Source organism: Streptomyces sp. NPDC001796 (genome assembly GCF_042892355.1).
In the GTDB taxonomy this organism is placed as follows: Bacteria; Actinomycetota; Actinomycetes; order Streptomycetales; family Streptomycetaceae; genus Streptomyces.
The window spans coordinates 13871-31534 of the sequence record NZ_JBIAUC010000027.1 but is presented as its reverse complement, the minus strand read 5'-3'; the positions used below and the strand labels follow the sequence as shown (position 1 = coordinate 31534).

11 protein-coding genes and 1 pseudogene are annotated in these 17664 nt (G+C 70.0%); 3 read left to right on the top strand and 9 right to left on the bottom strand.

The genetic code is table 11. The annotated features are described in order from the left end of the window. Positions 1–15: 15 nt before the first annotated feature. From ACFYZE_RS33330 to ACFYZE_RS33300, 7 genes are read right to left on the bottom strand one after another with little or no spacing between them, the layout of a single operon-like run. Entirely contained in the window at positions 16–939 is a 924-nt protein-coding gene (locus ACFYZE_RS33330) for a DUF1702 family protein (RefSeq protein ID WP_389002524.1), read from the bottom strand. Next, positions 936–1892 (bottom strand): DUF1702 family protein, encoded by a 957-nt coding sequence (locus ACFYZE_RS33325; RefSeq protein WP_389002521.1) that lies wholly within the window; start codon positions 1890–1892, stop codon positions 936–938. Before ACFYZE_RS33325 ends, ACFYZE_RS33330 begins: the two co-directional genes overlap by 4 nt. After that, positions 1876–7512, bottom strand: a complete 5637-nt coding sequence (locus ACFYZE_RS33320; RefSeq protein WP_389002518.1) for a type I polyketide synthase — start codon at positions 7510–7512, stop codon at positions 1876–1878. Before ACFYZE_RS33320 ends, ACFYZE_RS33325 begins: the two co-directional genes overlap by 17 nt. Next, complete coding sequence (locus tag ACFYZE_RS33315) at positions 7505–8389, bottom strand: thioesterase II family protein (protein ID WP_389002515.1); 885 nt, start codon at positions 8387–8389, stop codon at positions 7505–7507. Before ACFYZE_RS33315 ends, ACFYZE_RS33320 begins: the two co-directional genes overlap by 8 nt. Then, positions 8386–10140, bottom strand: a complete 1755-nt coding sequence (locus ACFYZE_RS33310; protein WP_389002512.1) for an NAD(P)/FAD-dependent oxidoreductase — start codon at positions 10138–10140, stop codon at positions 8386–8388. The genes ACFYZE_RS33315 and ACFYZE_RS33310 overlap by 4 nt, the downstream gene beginning before the upstream one ends. Further along, a complete protein-coding gene (locus ACFYZE_RS33305) occupies positions 10137–11831 on the bottom strand; it encodes an NAD(P)/FAD-dependent oxidoreductase (RefSeq protein ID WP_389002509.1) in 1695 nt (564 codons plus the stop codon). Before ACFYZE_RS33305 ends, ACFYZE_RS33310 begins: the two co-directional genes overlap by 4 nt. After that, the gene (locus ACFYZE_RS33300) at positions 11824–13674 is read right to left on the bottom strand and encodes an NAD(P)/FAD-dependent oxidoreductase (protein WP_389002506.1); all 1851 of its coding nucleotides are present in this window, start codon (positions 13672–13674) and stop codon (positions 11824–11826) included. Before ACFYZE_RS33300 ends, ACFYZE_RS33305 begins: the two co-directional genes overlap by 8 nt. Positions 13675–14094: 420 nt before the next feature. Between ACFYZE_RS33300 and ACFYZE_RS33295 the strand changes: the two genes are divergently transcribed. Continuing rightward, positions 14095–14769 carry a BTAD domain-containing putative transcriptional regulator gene (locus tag ACFYZE_RS33295; RefSeq protein ID WP_389002503.1) on the top strand — a complete coding sequence of 225 codons (675 nt, stop codon included), beginning with the start codon at positions 14095–14097 and terminating at the stop codon, positions 14767–14769. A gap of 30 nt (positions 14770–14799) precedes the next feature. On the opposite strand, the gene ACFYZE_RS33290 is transcribed toward ACFYZE_RS33295, so the two are convergent. Both ACFYZE_RS33290 and ACFYZE_RS33285 read right to left on the bottom strand, forming a co-directional pair. Next, complete coding sequence (locus tag ACFYZE_RS33290; protein WP_389002500.1) at positions 14800–15177, bottom strand: nuclear transport factor 2 family protein; 378 nt, start codon at positions 15175–15177, stop codon at positions 14800–14802. Between the two features lie 82 nt (positions 15178–15259). Beyond that, complete coding sequence (locus ACFYZE_RS33285) at positions 15260–16117, bottom strand: BTAD domain-containing putative transcriptional regulator (protein ID WP_389002497.1); 858 nt, start codon at positions 16115–16117, stop codon at positions 15260–15262. 167 nt (positions 16118–16284) lie between these two features. Between ACFYZE_RS33285 and ACFYZE_RS33280 the strand changes: the two genes are divergently transcribed. Both ACFYZE_RS33280 and ACFYZE_RS33275 read left to right on the top strand, forming a co-directional pair. After that, entirely contained in the window at positions 16285–17154 is an 870-nt protein-coding gene (locus ACFYZE_RS33280; RefSeq protein WP_389002494.1) for a TetR/AcrR family transcriptional regulator, read from the top strand. 44 nt (positions 17155–17198) lie between these two features. Continuing rightward, positions 17199–17531 (top strand): annotated as a pseudogene (locus ACFYZE_RS33275) (transposase); the annotation flags it as partial. Positions 17532–17664 lie beyond the last annotated feature (133 nt).

Sequence of the window (17664 nt, the reverse complement as noted above, 5' to 3'; positions counted from 1 at the left end):
GAGTGGCGTGAGTGATCAGGCGAACTGCATCCGAATGCGACGGCGCCAGATCTCGTAGGCCGGTTCGACTTCGTCGGTCGGGAGATCGACCAGGGCGGTGGTGGCGACGTCGGCCGCCTCGCGGCTGTCGACTCCGCAGATCACCCGGCAGGCGATCTCGTTGTGCTCGGCCGGGTTGCCCACCTGGTGCCGGGCCTTGGCCGCGACGATCACGCCTTCGGCGAGCCGGCCGCGATAGGCGTCCGCACGGGCGCGCAGCGCCTCGACCGTCGGCTCGTCCACCCCGCCGGTGTACCCGCAGGCCAGACCGACGCCGGCCCACAGGTCGCCCCGGCGTGACTCGGGGAACGCCTCGATGGTCGCCATGACCCGCTTGACGTCCGCACCCGTGGCGAACCAGATGCTGCGCCCCAGGCCGTGGTCGAAGGCGCTCAGCCCGTAGCCGCTGAGGTATCGGGGCGTGGCGCGCTCCTGGACGTGCCGGCGATGGGCGAAGAAGCCCTCGTGGAAGCCGTATCCGTCGAGGACCACCCAGTTGAACACGTCGTCCCGCAGCCGCCGGCGGAACGGCTCCGGGTTGCGGCGCAGCCGTGCCAGACCCATCCCCGCGCCGAGGTAGACCGCGAACACATACGCGCTCGCGGCTCCGTCGACGAAGCGGCGGGTGCGCTGCTTCCACGGCAGCAGGTGGTCCAGAGCCGCGAGCCCGACCCCCGCGCCCTCGTAGGCGAACCCGCGAAGCTCCTCGGGGTAGGCGTCGAGCTTGCGGACCAGCGTCGCCTCTCGGCGGTTCAGGAGCGTCATCTGGCAGCACTCCGTGACGGTGAACACCACCCTGCTCAGTCGCTCCGCGGACGCGTCGGCGCCCATCGCGACGGCGGGCAGGTCCGACGGGGCGACCTCGAACAGCGGCCTCATCACGGCCCCCAACACGGTCATGTGTCGTCTCCCGTCACCGAAGGGGCGACGGCGAGGCTGCTCTCCAGGCGTCGCTGCAAGGTGTCGTAGGCCGGCGCGGACGGAGTGTCGGGCAGGTCCTCGAAGGCCCGGTCGACGAGTCGGGCGGCTTGCCGGCCGGAGATGCCGCACAGCACCTCACAGGCCAGGTCGGTGTCGGGTATCGGGTTGCCGGCCCGGAGCCGGCCCTTGGCCACGAACGCAGTCCCGACGGCCATCCGGGACGCGTGCCGGCCGGCGGCCGCGCGCAGTGCCTCGACGGTGGCCCGATCGACGCCGCCGACGTAGCCGCAGGCCACGCCGACACCCAGCCACAGGTCGGCATGCCGGTGCGCCGGGAACGCCGCGATGGCGCGGGAGATCCCGTCGGCGTCGGCGCCCGAGGTGAACCAGACGCTCCGCCCGATCCCCTGGTCGAAGACGCGCCGCGCGAAGGGCGACAGATGCACCGGGACCTGCTGCCGCTCCACGAACCGCCGCGGCTTGAAGAAGCCTTCGTGGAAGCCGTAACCGTCCATCACCAGCCACCGCAGCGCGGGATCGGTCAGGCGCCGCATGAACACCTCCGGCCTGCGGCGCAGCCGCGCCAGCGCCTCGCCCGCTCCGATGTGGACCATGTAGATGTGCGGGCTCCCGGGGCCGGCCAGGTAGGCCTGGAGCCGGGACTTGCCCGGCAGGAAGCAGTCCAGGCCGGTCAGTCCCATGGCGGCGCCTTCGTAGGCGTATCCGCGCAGCTCCACAGGGGTCCGGTCCAGGCGAGGGATCAGGTCGTCGAAGCGGCTGCCGTCCAGGACCGCGTGGTAACCGCCGACAGCGGTCCGTACGACGGTCTCCAGGTGCCGCCACGTCGGGGTGTCGCCCCGGCTGAAGGAGGTCGCCTCCGCGTCCGAGACGCCCATCACGGCGCGACGCAACCTGCTAAGCGACAGGGTCATGGTTCATCGCTCCCGTCGGGTTCTCGGTGGGGTCCTGCTCCAGTTCGTCGAGGAGCTGCTCCAGCTCGTCGGGGGGAACCTGCGCGAGCAGCGCCGCGAGTTCCTCATCCGGCGGCTCCTCGCCCGGCGGCGTGTCCGCGTCGGTCGCGGCCGGCCCGCCGGGGCCGGAGTGGGCGGGCTCCTGAAGGTCCAGAAGCGGCAGGATCCGGGTCGCGAGGTCGAGGACGGTCACCCCCTGGAGCAGGTCGAGGACCGAGACGTCCGCGCGCAGTGTCGCCTCGATGCGGGATTTGACCTCGACCGCCATCAGCGAGTCGATGCCCAGGTTGCTGAGGTTCTCCTCGTCGCCGAACTGCGCCGGGTCCAGCTTGAGGACCAGCGCGGCGATGCCGTGCAGGTGTGCCGCGAGCACGCCCAGGCGGTCCGGCTCCGGAGCGCGCCGCAGGGAGGCGAGTACGGTGTCGGCACCAGCCGCGTCCTCCTGCCCCTGGGCGTCGGAGTACTCCACGCCCAGCTCGGCGAACATCGGCGGGAGCTGCCCTGCCACGGACGCCGCCCGGGCGGTCGCCCAGTCGGCCGTGATCGCCACCACGTGGGCCGAGCGCCGGCCGATCAGGCGGCCGAGAATCCGCATTCCGGCTTCGGGGGTGATCAGCTCGATGCCGCGTCGTGCGTACATCTGCTCCAGGTTGAGCTTCTCCACCATGCCGACCGACCACGGCCCCCAGCCGATGCTCAGGGCGGGCAGGCCCAGGGACCGCCGGTGCTGGGCGAGCGCGTCGAGGAAGGCGTTCGCGGCCGCGTAGTTGGCCTGGCCGGCGGAGGCGATGACGGACCCGACCGAGCCGAACAGGACGAAGAACTCCAGCGGGGTGTCGGCAAACAGCCGGTGCAGCAGCCAACCGCCGTTCATCTTGGGCCGCATCACGCGCTGGAACGTGTCCCGGCTCATCCGCAGCATCAGCTCGTCCTCGACGACGCCGGCGGCGTGCACGACACCCCCGATCGGTGGCCGGCGAAGCCGCTGGTGCTCGGCGAGCCATGCGCGCAACTGCGCCTCGTCGGCGGAGTCGACGGCGGCGCAGTGGACCTGCACCCCGCGGCTGTCCAACCGCAGCAGCTCGTCGACCAGGTCGCGCTGCGCGTGCTCGGCGGGCAGGTCGTGCCAGGTGTCGCGCGGGGGTACGGGCGTGCGTCCCATCAGCACGAGGTGGCGTGCCCCCCGGTCGGCCAGGAACCGGGCCACGAGGCGTCCGAGCGCCCCTGAGCCGCCGGTGACCAGGTAGGTCACGTCGTCGTGCAGGGTTGCCGGGAAGGGCGGGGTGAGGCTCTCGGCGCGCACCAGCCGTGCGACGTGTCGCAGGCCGTCGCGGAACGCGATCTGGTCCTCGCCACGCCGCGCGGTGATCTCCTCGACCAGTCGGCGCGCCTCCTTTGCGTCCGGCCCGGCGTCGAGGTCGACCATGCCTCCCCACATGCCGGTGAACTCCTGGTGGCCGATCACTCGGCCGATTCCCCACATCGGGGACTGCGGCAGGGCGAGGGGCCGCGGGTCCTCTCCCACCGCCTGCGCCGTGCGGGTGACCAGCCAGACCCGGGGCAGCCGCCGGGTGACCTCGGCGGAGAGCGCCTGCATCAGGTGCAGGACCGAGAGCGCGCCGAGGTTCTGGCCGTCCTGGAGTGCTGTGACGGGGGTGTCCTCGCCGAACGGTGCGTCGAGGCTCCACAGGTGCACGACTGTGCCGATCTCGGTCTCGTGCGTGAGTTCGCGCAGCAGCCGCCGGTAGTGCTCGGCGCGGGTGGGGTCGAGCACGTAGCCGCCGTCCGGGGTCCGGACGGGCTCGGGCACCTCGCCCGGGGACACCGTCACCACGTGGTGCCCGGCCTCGGTCAGCTGCCGGGCCGTCTCGGCGCCGACGCCGGTCGTGCCGGTGAAGAGCACCCAGGTGCCCGCCGGGTCGTCGTCCGGAGCGTCACCGGCCCTGAGCTCCACGTCGTCCTCGGGCGGCGACGGGCGCCACTGGAGCTCGTAGAGCCCCTGGTCGATGCGTTCGGGGGACAGACTGGCCGCGGTGTCGAGGGACTGTGCCCTGAACCCCCGGATGTCGACGAGCACCGTGCCCCGGGCGTCGCACAGGGAGATGTCGCTGACGATGACCCGTGCGTCGGCGGCGGTGACCTCGGCCACCACGTACATCTCGTCGGCGGCGCGCCCGAGCACCGTGACGCTGTCGATGGCCACGGGCAGGTAGGGACTGGACGGGAGGGTCCCGTCGGCCGCCCGAGGCGCGGCGGACGTCAGCAGGACCTGGAAGGCGGCGTCGATCAGACTGGGGTGGAAGCGGTAGGCCCCGAGTTCGTCGCGCACGCATGCGGGGACGCTCACCCGTCCGACGACGTGCTGCGGGCCGGTGGCGAGCTCCTCGACCGTCCGGAACGCGGGTCCGTACTGGAAGCCCATCTGCTGGACGAGGCCGTAGAACTCGTCGTGGGAGAAGTGCTGTTCGCAGGTGGCTCGTGCGCCGTCCAGGTCCCGTTCGGTGCGGGCCGGTGGGCGCAGGCCCAGCTGAGCGGTCACATGCAGCGTCCAGGTGCGGTCGCCGCCGGGCGAAGCCGCGAAACCGGCGACTTCGATACGGCCCGACTCCTGGTAGAGGGTGGTGCGCAGCCGCGGGTCGGCCGTGCCGGGCAGCACGAGGGCCCTGCGCAGTTCCAGGTTCTCGAGGGTGTAGCAGCCCTCGCCGTACACCTCCTGCGCCGCCGCCATGGCCAGTTCGATGAACGCGGCGCCGGGAAGCACGGTGTTCCCCTGGATCCGGTGGTCGGCCAGGTAGGGAAGCAGCCGTGAGCCGATCTCCCGCTCCCACGACGGGTGGGTGGCGTTCATGCGCTGCCCGAGCAGGGGGTGGACCTCGGTGTAGTGGCGGTCTTCGCGGGCCTCCACCGATTCGCTCCAGTAGGTCCCCAGCTGCCACGGGTAGGGCGGCAGTGCCAGCAGGCGTGCGTCCTCGCCGTAGAACGCCTCCCAGTTCACCTCGTGGCCACGGCTGTAGAGGGCGCCGAGTGAGCCGAGGAGCACGGCGTCGTCGGGTTCGTCCCGGCGCAGCGAGGGCAGCACGAGCCCGTCCTGCTGATGTTCCGCGAGCAGTTCCCGCATGGAGCCGGCCAGGACGGGGTGGGGGCCGAGCTCGACGAAGTGGGTGTATCCGTCGGCCAGCATCTGGCGGAAGGCGGCCGCGAACAGGACGGTCGCGCGGACGTTCTGCCACCAGTAGTGGGCGTCGGCGCCCCGGCCGTCGATGCGGGTGCCGGTCACGGTCGAGTACAGGGGGAGGGTGGCGGAGGACGGGCGGATGTCGGCCAGTCCCTTTTCCAGGTCCTCGCGCAGCGGGTCCATGTAGTGGCTGTGGTACGGGACCTTGACGTTCAGGAACCGGTGGAAGACCCCGAAGGTCTCCAGCTGGGCCGCCATGCTCTGCAGGATCCCGGCGTCGCCGGCCAGAGTGACCGCGGTCGGACTGTTGACGGCCGCCACCGAGACCAGCGGGCCCGCGTCCGCCACGGCCTGGTTGAGGGTCTCGGGCGTCATGCCCACCGCGAGCATCCGGCCGGTTCCGGTGGCCCGCTGCTGGAGACTGCTGCGGTAGTAGTTCACCTTGACGGCGTCCTCGAAGCCGAGCACGCCCGCGAGGTACTGTGCGGCGACCTCACCGGTGCTGTGCCCGACGACGCCGTCGGGTTCGATGCCCCAGGAACGCCACAGCTCGGCGAGGCCCAGCTGGACCGCGAAGTTGGCCGGCTGGGCGACCTCGGTCTCGGCCATGCGGGAGGTCTCCTCAGGTGCGAGGAGCTCGTCGAGCAGGGACCATCCGGTGTACTTGCCCAGCTCCCGGTCGCAGCGTTCGATGGCGGCACGGAAGACCGGCTCGGCCTCCAGCAGTTGCCGCGCCATGGCCCACCACTGGGGGCCCATGCCGGAACAGACGAAGGCCAGCTTCGGCCGTTCCCCGACCGGAACGCGTCCGGCCGCGACGCCCTGGGTCTCGCTCCCCGCGCTGAAGGCGCCGAGTTTCTCGGCGGCCTCGGCCGCGGTGGCCGCGACGACCGCGAGCCGGTGGTCGTGGTGGCTGCGGCGCAGAGCGCGCGTGTAGCCGATGTCCCTGAGGTCGTGCGCGGTGTCCGCCAGCACGTCGCTCAGGGATGCCGCCATGGCCGACAGTGCCTCAGGGGCGCGGGCCGACAGCGGGACCAGACAGCGTCTCCGGCCGCCGGCGCGCGGCTCGGCCGGCTGCTCGCCGGGGGGCTCCTGGAGGACCACATGGGCGTTGGTGCCGCCGAAGCCGAAGGAGTTGACCCCGGCGAGGCGCGGGCCGGGGGCCTCGGGCCAGTCCTCCAGGCGTGTCTGGACGTGGAGTCGGAGCTCGTCGAACGCGATCGCCGGGTTGGGTGTGTCAAGGTGCAGCTGCCCCGGGATCCGGCGGTGCTTGAGGGACAGTGCCGTCTTGATCAGTCCGGCCACTCCGGCGGCCGCCTCGAGGTGTCCGATGTTGGTCTTGACGGACCCGATCACCACGCGCTCACCGGCGGGGCGGCCCTCCGAGAAGACCCGGCCGATGGCGCCCGCCTCGATGGGGTCCCCCACCGGGGTTCCGGTTCCGTGCGCCTCGACGTACTGGACTTCGTGAGGCGCGATGCCGGCCTGCCGGCAGGCCGCACGCATCGCCGCCTCCTGGGCGTCCGCGTTGGGGACGGTGATGCCGTTGCTGTGGCCGTCCTGGGAGACAGCCGTTCCCCGGATCAGCGCGTAGACCGGGTCGCGGTCGGCGAGCGCCCGCGCCAGCGGCTTGAGCACTACGACGCCGGCGCCCTCACCGCGCGCGTATCCGTCGGCGGACGCGTCGAAGGCCTTGCAGCGGCCGTCGGGGGACAGGAATCCGCCCTTGGACTCCGCGATGGTCATGTTGGGGGCGATCATCACGTTCACGCCGCCCGCCAGCGCCAGGGAGCACTCGCGGTTCCACAGGCTCTGTGCCGCCAGGTGGACCGCGACCAGCGAGCCCGAGCAGGCGGTGTCCACGGCGAGGCTCGGCCCCCGGAAGTCGAACGAGTACGACAGCCGGTTGGCCAGCATCGTCATCATCATGCCGGTGGCCGAGTGGCTCTGCAGCTCGTAGCGGCTGTGCACGCCGTAGTTCTGGAGCAGCTGGTAGTCCAGGGTGAAACCGCCCATGAAGACGCCCGTGTCACTGCCGGCGAGGCGGTCGGCGACCTGGCCGCCGTCCTCCAGGGCCTCCCAGGCGGCCTGCAGCAGCAGGCGCTGCTGGGGGTCCAGCCAGACGGCCTCGCGCGGAGAGATCCCGAAGAACTGAGCGTCGAACTGGTCGATCCGGTCGAGGAATCCTCCCCGCACCGTGCTCATCTTGCCGAGCTTGGCACCGTCCGGGTCGTAGAACTTGCCGGCTTCCCAGCGGTCCGGGGGCAGGTCACGGGTGGCGTCGACGCCGGTACACAGCAGGTCCCAGAACTCGGCCGGAGTGGTGGCGCCGCCGGGAAAGCGGCAGCCGATTCCGACGATGGCGATGGGTTCTCGCGGCGCTTTCGCCGGCGACCGGTCAGTCATGGCGCCTTTCCCCTTCCGCGGTGCGCGAGGCCGCCCCCAGTTCCCGGGAGAGTTCGGCCAGCAACAGATCCTGTGAGCTGTGGAGGAAGAAGTGAGAGCCCGGGAGCATGACGAGCCGGAACGGCCCCTCGGCCTGGGTGCGCCACAGATCGAGGTCGCCGCGGCTCACGCGCACGTCCTGATGGCCTCCGAAGACGGACACGGGCATCGTCAGGGGACGTTCGTCGCGGTACTGATACGTGTCGCACACTTCCAAGTCCGCTCGGAGCATGGGCAGCAGAGCACGCATCAGCTCGCCGTTCTCGAGTACCTGGCGGGGCGTGCCCTCCTTGCGGAGCACCGTCTTCAGTACTTCGTCGGGCAGATGATGGATCCTGATGTTGGGATTGGGCAGTTGGGGCGCCCGGAACGCACCGAGGAACAGCCCGGACGGCTGAGGTGCCCCGGCGCGGCGCAGGCGCCGGGTGAGCTCGAACGCGACCAGCGCGCCCATGCTGTGACCGAAGAAGGCGTACGGCATGTCCAGCCGCGGCAGGATGGCCTCGTGCAGGGACTCGACCAGCGGGTCCAGGCGTCGCAGGGCCGGTTCGTCCACCCGGGTCTCGCGGCCCGGGAGCTGGGCCGCCCAGACCTCGGCCCCGGCGGGCAGCGCCTCGCTCCACGCGCGGAACACCGAACTGCCGCCGCCGGCGTAGGGGAAGCAGAACAACCGGAAGGTGGGCGCGTCGACACTCGAGTACCGGACGAACCACGTGTCCGTGCCCCGGGCGGTGTGCGACTGATCGCGCAGGCGTTGGACGAGGCGGGCGCGCTTGTCCTGGGGCAGCCGCGCGATGCGCTCGTGCAGTACCGCGCCCTCACCCAGCACACCGGTCATCGGGCCTCCCCCGTGCCCACGGTCTCGTCGACCGGCCGCAGCCTGATCCACTGGTCGCTGAGGGGCGTCGACTCCCTCTCCCGCAGGTGGACCTCGACGAGAGACATCAGGGCCCGGTCGGCCCGCCACCTTTGCGCCTGTTCCCGCTTGGCCGGGTTCCAGGACTCGGCTTCGAACTCCTCCAGCACCGTCGCCACCAGCTGGCCCGACAGGTGCTCGATGAACCGGATGTTGGCCGCGAACTGCGTGCTCAGGTCCGCGTCCGCGAGGTCCGCCGTCATGCCGATGTGCAGGCGGCGCATGAAGTCGAAGTCGTAGAACCGGACGAAGGGGGCCTGGTCGCGCGGTTCGTCGTCCACGGCGCCCCACTCCCGGAAGAAGCGCTGGACCTCCCGGCTGGCCGTGCTGAAGCGGGCCAGTCCCTCGACCACGTCGGGCCGGTCCGCCAGGTGCCGCAGCACGTCGTGGAAGTACAGCAGCCCCGGAACCGCCCAGTACACGGCCGTGTCCCAGATCACCTTGGCGAGCATGACCCGGGCGTTGCCCATCAGCGGGTACTGGTTCTCGTAGATGCTCAGCCAGCCCTCGGCGATCAGCAGGAACACCTGGTTGTGGATCGCGGCGAGCTCTGCGATGTCGTCACCGTCGAGCGCGTGCGTGATCAGGTCGGTGATCAGGCCGTTGCTGATGGCGATCAGGTCCAGCCCGGGGGAGTACAGGGGGTCGAGGAAGACGCCGGCCTCCCCGGCGAGGCACCAGCGGTCCGCGGAGAAGACCTGCTCGCAGCTGTAGGCGTAGTCCTTCATGACGCGGAAGTCCTGCAGCTTGTCGCGGTGCTGCCGGATGACGTCCGCGCACTGCGGCTCGTGTCGCGCAAGCCAGTCCAGGGCGCGGTCGAACCGGTTTAGCTGCTCGAACCGGTGGAGGTCCGCGTCGGTGACGATGCCCACGCTGGTGGATCCGGAGGCGAGCCTGATCAGCCAGACCCAGTAGCCGGGCCCCATCAGGTGGTTGGTGGACAGCTCGCGCCGGCCCTCCTCGATCCGGCCGTGCCACTCGGGATCGTCGGACCACCGGTCGACGTCGATGGGGCAGCCGACGCGGAACCAGACGGCGTTGGCCCGGTGACCGACCTTCCTGGCGAGGCCGAGCCGCCGCTTGAGCAGGGACGTGCGGCCGGTGGCGTCCACCACCCACCGCGCCCGGATCCGCCGGATGGCGCCGTCCGCGGTGCGGACCTGGAGCAGGTGGTGCTCGGCGCCGGGAAGCAGGTCCACGGCCTCGACCTTCGCCCCGGACAGGAACCGCACGCCGCGGGCGGCCAGTTCGCGCCCCAGAGCGTTCTCCAAGCGGCCGCGGTCGAGCTGGTAGGTGCCGACCGCGCCCGGCGGGCAGACCGAGTGGCCGAGTTCCACACGCCGGGTGATGTCGTCATTGCCGTTCTTGGAGAAGAACACCCGCAGTCCGTACTTTTTCAACTGCTCGGACTGCAGGTGGGGTTGCAGCCCCAGGACCTGCCGCAGGTAGTAGCCGGCGATCTCCACGGTGGACTCCCCGACCTTGTGGGACGCCTCCGGCACCGGGTGGTCCTGGCGCTCCAGCACCACGATCCGGGTGTCGGGGCGCTGCCTGCACAGCTGCAGGCCCAGGGTCAGCCCGGCGGCTCCGCCGCCGACCACGGCGACGTCGACGACGTCGTCCCATCCCGCCGCCACGACGTCCTCGTCGTTCATCGCGCTCCTGTCGTTCATGGGGCCACCGCCGCAGTGCGGGTTCCGAGGGTGATCCAGGCGCTGTCGATGGGGTCGAGCGGGTCCCGCTCCCTGTACCGCTCGACGGCTTCCCGCAGGAGCTCATCGGCGCGCCACTGCTCGATCCGGGCCTTGGCCGCGTCGTCGGCACCGCGCTGCTCCAGGCGCTCGATGACGGTGCTGACCAGTTGTCCCGCGAGCTGCTCCAGCAGGACGACGTTGCGTGCGAACTGGTCCTCCAGCTCGTCGTCGTTGAGGCCGGCCGCCATGCCGTTGTGCAGATCGACGATGAAGTCCAGCAGGCTGTAGGGGTCCGCGAACACGTCGGACGCCGGCTCGTTGCCGACGAGGTGCCACTCCCTGAGGAACTGCTGGACGCGGGTGTGCAGCAGCCAGGTGCGCTGGAGGTTGGCGAAGGCCCTCGGACTCTCGCCGAGGCGGCTGAACTTGCCGTGGAAGAACAGCAGGCCGGGCACGGCCCAGTAGATGATGGTGTCCCAGATGACCTTCGCCACCATCACCTGCGGGTTGGCCATGATCGGGTACTGGCCCTCGTAGGCGACGAGCCAGATCTCGCTCAGCACCAGGTACACCTGGCTGTGCGCCACGGCCCTTTCGGTGACGTCCTCGCCACGGCGGTCCCGTGTGACGAGATCGGTGATGAGGCCGTTGCTGATCGCCATCAGGTCGCCACCGGAGGAGTACAGCGGGTCGATCGAGACCCCCGCCTCACCGGTCAGGCACCACCGGTCCTCGGAGTACACCTGCCGGCAGCCGTAGGCGTAGTCCTTCATCACCCGGAAGTCCTGGATCTTCGCCCGGTGGCGCCGTACCTCGGCCGCACACTGCGGCTCATGCTCGGCGAGCCAGTCCAGGGCACGGTCAAGGGTGTTGAATCCCTCGAAGGAGTGGGCGTCGTCGTCGGCGACGATGCCGATGCTCGTCGATCCCGACGCGAGCGGGATGAGCCACACCCAGTACCCGGGCCCCATGAGGTGGTTGGTGGACAGCCGGCGCAGGCCGTCGCTGACCCGGGCTCGCCACTGCTCGTCCTTGGACCACTGCTGTACGTCGACCTGGTGGTCGATGCGGAACCAGGACGCGTTCGCGTGGTGGCCGAGCTCCCTGGCCAGGCCCAGCTTGCGCTTGAGCAGGCCCGCGCGACCTGTCGCGTCGACGACCCAGCGTGCCCGGAGCGTGTGCTCGTCCTCGCCGTCGACGGCGTGCACGACGTGGTCGTCACCGCTGGTGCCGAGTGCCACGTCGCGGACCTTGCAGCGCTGCCGGAACGTCACCCCCAGGCCGGCGACGATTGCGCCGAGCGCGTTCTCCAGCCGGCCGCGGTCGAGCTGGTACGAGGGCAGGGGCGCTTCGGAGATCTGGCCGTACTCGACCCGGCGGGTGATGTCGTCGTTGCCTGCGTGGGTGAAGAACATCCGCAGGCCGAACTTGTGCAACTGGTCCCGGTCGAGGTGCTCTTCGAGCCCGAGGACGTCGCGCAGATAGTGGGCCTGGACCTCGACGCTGGACTCGCCGACCTTGTGGGCGGCCTCGGGCACGGGGTGCTGCTGCCGCTCGAGGACCGCGACGCGCAGTTCGGGGTCGGCGCGCTTGAGCTGGAGGGCCAGGGTCAGTCCGGCGATGCCGCCGCCGAGGATCGCCACGTCGAAGCGCTCGGAGGTGTCACGCATAGCTGACCTCGCTGCTGTGCTGTTCCATGCTGTCCGCTCCGTTCGGTTCGTGACCTGCGGTGCTTTCCCCCTCGCGGTGCGTGGGCAGGGCGATCCAGCCCTCGCTGGTGGGGTTGCGGTGCCGCTCCCGTCGATGGGTGGCGATCAGGTCGGCGATCAGGGGATCCCGCTGCCAGCTCTGGACCTGGGCGATGACGCGGTCGTCGTCGTACCGGTCGCCGTGGGCGTCGATGACCGCGGTGACCAGTTGTCCGGCCAGTTGGGCGAAGAGCCTGGTGTTGGCGGAGAAACGCTCCGGGAACCGGTCCTCGGGCAGGTCGTCGGCCATGCCGGCGTGCAGTTTCACCATGAAGTTCAGCGGGGAGTAGAGGTCGACGAACCGGGCTTCCAGACCGGAGTCCTCGATGGCCGCCCACTCGCGGAAGAACTTCTGGACCCGGTTGCTGATGTCGGTGACGTGTTCCAGGTCGGCCACCACGGCGGGGTTGTCGGCCACCGTGCGGAACCTGTCCCGGAAGAAGAGCAGGCCGAAGACCCCCCAGTAGAAGGCGGTGTCCCAGATAACCTTCGAGACCATCACCCGGGCGTTGCCCATGAGCGTGTACTGGTTCTCGTAGACGGCGAGCCACATGTCGGTGACGCGCCGGAAGAGCGCGTCGTGTACGGACGCCCGGACGGCGACGTCCTCGCCGTCGAGGGACCTGGTCACGAGGTCGGCCACCAGCCCGTTGCTGATGGCGATGAGGTCCAGGCCGGGTGAGTAGAGCGGGTCGAGGAAGATCCCGGACTCACCGGTCAGGCACCAGCGTGCGCGGCCGTCGTAGACCTGGTCGCAGCTGTAGGAGTAGTCCTTCATCACCCGGAAGTCCTGGATGCCGTCGCGGTGTTCCTCGACGGCCCGGGCGCATTGCGGCTCATGACGGCGGAGCCAGTCAAGTGCTCGCTCAAGGGTGTTGAACTCGTCGAACGGGTGTGTGCCGGCCTCCGCGACGATGCCGATGCTGATGCCCCCGGAGGCGAGCCGGATGAGCCAGACCCAGTAGCCGGGCCCCATCAGGTGGTTGGTGGACATCTCGCGCCGGCCCTCCCGGAGGCGGGAGTGCCAGGCCGGGTCGGCGGCCCAGGTTCCGAGGTCGATGGGGTGGCCGACCCGGAACCACGCGGCGTTGGCCTTGTGCCCCACGTTCCTGCGCAGTCCGAGCCGTCGCTGCAGGAAGTGCCCGCGTCCGGTGGCGTCGATCACCCACCGGGCCCGGACGCTGCGCTCCTCGGCGCCTGCGAGCAGGCGGACCTGGTGGTGTGACCGGTCGGGCGAGGACTCGACCTCGAGCACTTTGCTCCCCGGGAGGAAGTCGACACCCTCGCGGGAGCAGACCGCCCCGAGTTCGTTCTCCAGGCGTCCCCGGTCGAGCTGGTAGGTGGCCAGCGGAGGGAAGACCGAACTGCCCAGCTCCACCCGCTCGGTGATGTCGCTGTTGTCGTCGTTGCTGAAGAACATGCGCAGACCGAACTTGCGGATCTGCTCCTTCTCCAGGTGTTCGCGCAGCCCGAGGACGTCGCGCAGGTAGTGTGCGGCGATCTCCACGGTCGATTCGCCGACCTTGTGCGTGGCCTCCGGCACGGGGTGCTCCTGCCTCTCCGCGACCAGCACCCGGATGCCCGGCCGAACCCGGCGAAGGTGGAGTGCCAGAGTGAGGCCGGCGGCACCGCCTCCCAGGATCACCGCGTCGTAGTGGTCGGGCGAGGCAGCACCGCCGGCGACGCGCGTCCGGAGCTTCTGGGTGAGCAGAGCCCGCTTCTCGGCGGACAGGTCGGAGATCCGAAACCGTGCTTGTTGGGTCATGCGTCCCCCTTCGTCCCGGAGGAGTCTTGAAGGGCCCGATTACGGACGACTTACTTCACCTGCAAGCTGGCAGCGTCGAACCCCGTTCATCCAGGGGGACTTGGACACGTGCATTCCGGTCAGCGGACCTGGACGTGGCCCGTCACACACGGCAGTTTTGAACGGAGATGCTCGGGGAACAATGGGCCGAACACTCGGCTGCGAACGAGTCACGGGGGAGAAATGCATCAAGCTGTCGGCGATGTACCGGTCTCAAAGCCTGCCACAGCACAGGAGAAAGAAGCCCGCGGACGGACCGCCGTCAGGGGACCGGCCGGGGACCGCACAACGTACGAGGCGCAGTTGTTCGGCCCGTTCCGCGTGGTCCGGCACGGCGCCCCGCTGGGGGATCCGGCGCGAGGGCGAGCGAGCGCGTGCACCTTGCTCAAGTGGTTCCTGCTGAACCCGGGGCAGAGGTTCAAGGTCACCGAGCTGTCCGAGGTGTTGTGGCCGGGCTGCAGGCGCGACCCGGCGAACAAGCTCCACGTGACGCAGCACGCTCTGCGCCACGCCCTCGAGCCGGAGCTGCCCGGCCGCCGGCCGTCGACGTTCATCCGCTCGGACTCACAGGGCCGTTACTGGTTCGATCCCTGCGACCGCTGGTGGACCGACGTGGACGAGGCCGAGCGGCTGTCGGCATCGGCGCACGCCGCACAGGAGAAGGGCGACACGACAGCGGCGATCACATCGTACGAGCGGTTGATCGAACACTACAGCCGGGGTTTCCTGCCCGAGGACGTGTACGAGGACGCCTTCACGCCGTTTCGGACGGCTCACGACCTCCGGTACGAGGAGGCGCTGAGCCGGCTGCTGCGCCTGTACCGCGAGACCGGTCGGCGGTACGAGGCGCTGAGGTGCGCCATGGGGATCCTGGACCGCGACCCGTACTCGGAGGAAGCGGTCACCTCCGTCGTGGAGGTCCACCTGGAGCAGGGCGGCGTGATGGGAGCGATCTCGGAGCTCGAACGCTTCATCCGGACCTTGGAGGAAGACCTCGGGACGACGCCCAGCCGAGAACTCCTCGCACTGCGGGAGAGAGTGCGCCACGCCCGCTGAGAGCCGGGCAGGCCGCGACCTCTTCGATCGTCAGGAAGCGGCCTGCGCCTGCTGGCGGCGGAACTCGTCGAACGGCGTACGATCGAACACGAATCGGTTGTAGACGATCTTCCCGTCGCGGACCGTGACGCACTCCGCCGCCGGTGCGCTCTTGGCCGGAACCGTTTCGGTGTTGTACATGAGGAGAGCCGTGCTGTCGTCCCCGAACGAGGCGATCATCTCCGCCCTGATGAGGAACCGCTCGACGAGCGGCGTCATGAACTCGCGATACGCCTGGATGCCGTTGAGCCGTCCCGCCGGGGCGTCGCACACGACGTCGTCGGCGATATAGCTCATCGCCAGATCGAGGTCCTTGCGGGTCCAGGCGCGGTGGTGAGCCAGGGCGATCTCTAGTGCTGGGCTGCTCATGGTGTCTCCCTCCGGTGCTGATTGTTACAACGCCGGAGGGCCGCCGGAAGATACGGATGAGACAGATGGGACTTCGGACGACTCAGGTGGCTGTGCTGTGCAGGATCCGGTCCTGGAGCGCCAGAAGGTCATTGCTGGGCTCGGCACCGAGGTCACGCTGGAGGGAGTCCAGGAACGCGCACAGCCGGTGCTGCGCGTGGGCCTGACGGCCGAGTTGGAAGTGCGTCTCGATGACCGTGGTGGCGGCCAGTTCGTTGTACGGGTCCAGCCGCAGCATCTGGTGGGCGTACTCGAGGGACTCGTCCAGTTCCCCTCGCGCCCGGTGGATCTGGATGAGACGGGCCAGGGCCTGTGCGCAGAGCAGCTGGTACCGCCTGCAGTACGGCGCCAGCCACTGGTAGCGCGTCTCCTCGTCCTCGAGGAACCGCCGGACTGTGTAGGCGCTGACGCGGCTGTAGTAGAAGCAGGCGCGGCGTGCGTCGCCGCGGATGTCGTCGGCCCGCGCCTGCTCGAAGAGGCGCTCCACCTCGCCCGCGTCGGTCCACCAGCTCTCGCCCGCCTCGAAGCGGTAGAAGTTGGCGCCGCTGCGGACCACGAAGGACGACTCCTCGCCGGGATGCAGATCCGGTTCGAGCATGCGCCGCAGACAGTGCATGGCCACGTGGAAGCTGCCCGCCGCCTTCTCGGGTGTGGTGTCCGGCCAGCCCAGATCGATGAGTTGGTCCATCGAACGAGGCTTGCCCGGGTTCAGCAGGAACCACTTCAGTAACAGCAGTGCCTTCTCGCGACGCTGCCGCCGCTGGCCCAGGACTTCCTCTCCCTTGAAGACCCGGAACGGTCCGAACAGGTAGGCGCGGTACGGAACTTCGTGCTCCCGCCCCGGCGCGTGGAGCCGCTCGGCGTCCGCGAGCAGATCTGTTGGCGATTCGATACCGTTCACGTCGCCGTCACCCCCGCATGTAGCGATCGTGCATGGGTATAGATTGCGTTATCGCCGTTAACGGTGAAGGCTGTTCACCGGAGTTGTCAAGCATTACAGTGCAGCTACGGACGTGGCACTTCCTGGCGGCCGCACCATCCGCCGAGGGTTCTTACCTGGAGGGGTTCATGAGACCGGTCGACCCGGCGCGCGGCGACGAGACGCGCCCGGTTCTGACGCGCCGGGAGCGCCAACGGCGGGCCACCGTCGACGAAATCGTCGACGTCGGCCGTTCGCTGCTGCGCGAGGGCCGGGAGGTGACACTGCGGGCCGTCGCCGCCGACATGGGGTTCACCCCGCCGGCTCTGTATCGCTATGTCGACAGTGCCGCCGCCCTGAGTGAGCTGCTGTCCAACGACATCTTCGTCGAGGTCGTGGGAGAGATGGAGGCGGCCGGCGCGCCCTATGGCGATGACGACCCCGCGGCCCAGATGGTGGCGGCGGCCACCGCGTTCCGCAGCTGGGCGCTGGACAACAAGGCCGAGTTCCAGCTCGTGTTCGCCACCACGTCCCTCACCGGCGAACGCACGGCCGGCTCCGCGGCGGGGCGACCGCGGCATCCGCTGGCGCGAGGCGGCGCGGAAGGCGCCACCTCGGGGGTGGAGATGTTCGCGAACTTCTTCGGAGGGATCTTCACCAGGCTGCTGCGCCAGCGGCCGTTTCCCGTGCCCGGTCCCGAGGAACTGGACGAGGAGTTCGTGGCCGTCCATGCACAACCCGGCGACGGCGGAACCGACATCACCGCGCTCCTCGGCAAGGACGCGCTGGGCATGATCTGGCTGTTCGAGCTGTCCTGGGCGCAGCTGTACGGCATCATCACCCTGGAGGTGTTCGGGCACATCCGCCCGCGGCTGATCAAGTCGGGGGCGCTCTTCCGGGCCGTGATGCGCGACATCGGCTCGCGCGCCGGGATGGCGGAAGACTGGGACCGGCTGTCCACGGTCAGCCAGGAGGTACTCGACCGCAGGACGCGAGGGCGCGCTGCCGTGGCGAACTAGTACTGCAGCGGTGCTTGTCGTGACTGATGGCCAGGTCGGTCGTTACCGCCGGGCGGCCGGACAACTGCCAGGTCGGCGTGTTCCTCGCCTATGCAACCGGCCGTGGGCGGACACTGATCGACAGGCGTCTGTATCTGCCCACTTCCTGGACCGATGACCGCGACAGGTGCCGTAGGGCCGGTGTCGACGACGAGGTCGGCTTCGAGACCAAGGTGGCCATGGCGAAGGCGATGGTCCGCCGGGCCATTGCGGGCAAGATCCCGTTTCGGTGGGTGACCGCGGATGCCGCCTACGGCTTCTCAAAGGGCTGGCGGTCCGAGCTGGAGAGGGCGGACGTCTTCCACGTCATGGCCACCACCCGGCACGACACCGTAGTTCGCTGCAGGCGCATGGGTCTCCGCTAGCTGAGAGCTGCCGTCACTCGATGAGATCGAAGGCGCTCGCACGCCCGCCGACGGCTGGAACGTGCCAAGTCGCCGCCTGGTGCCTCCGTGACCCTCGCCGAAGGGT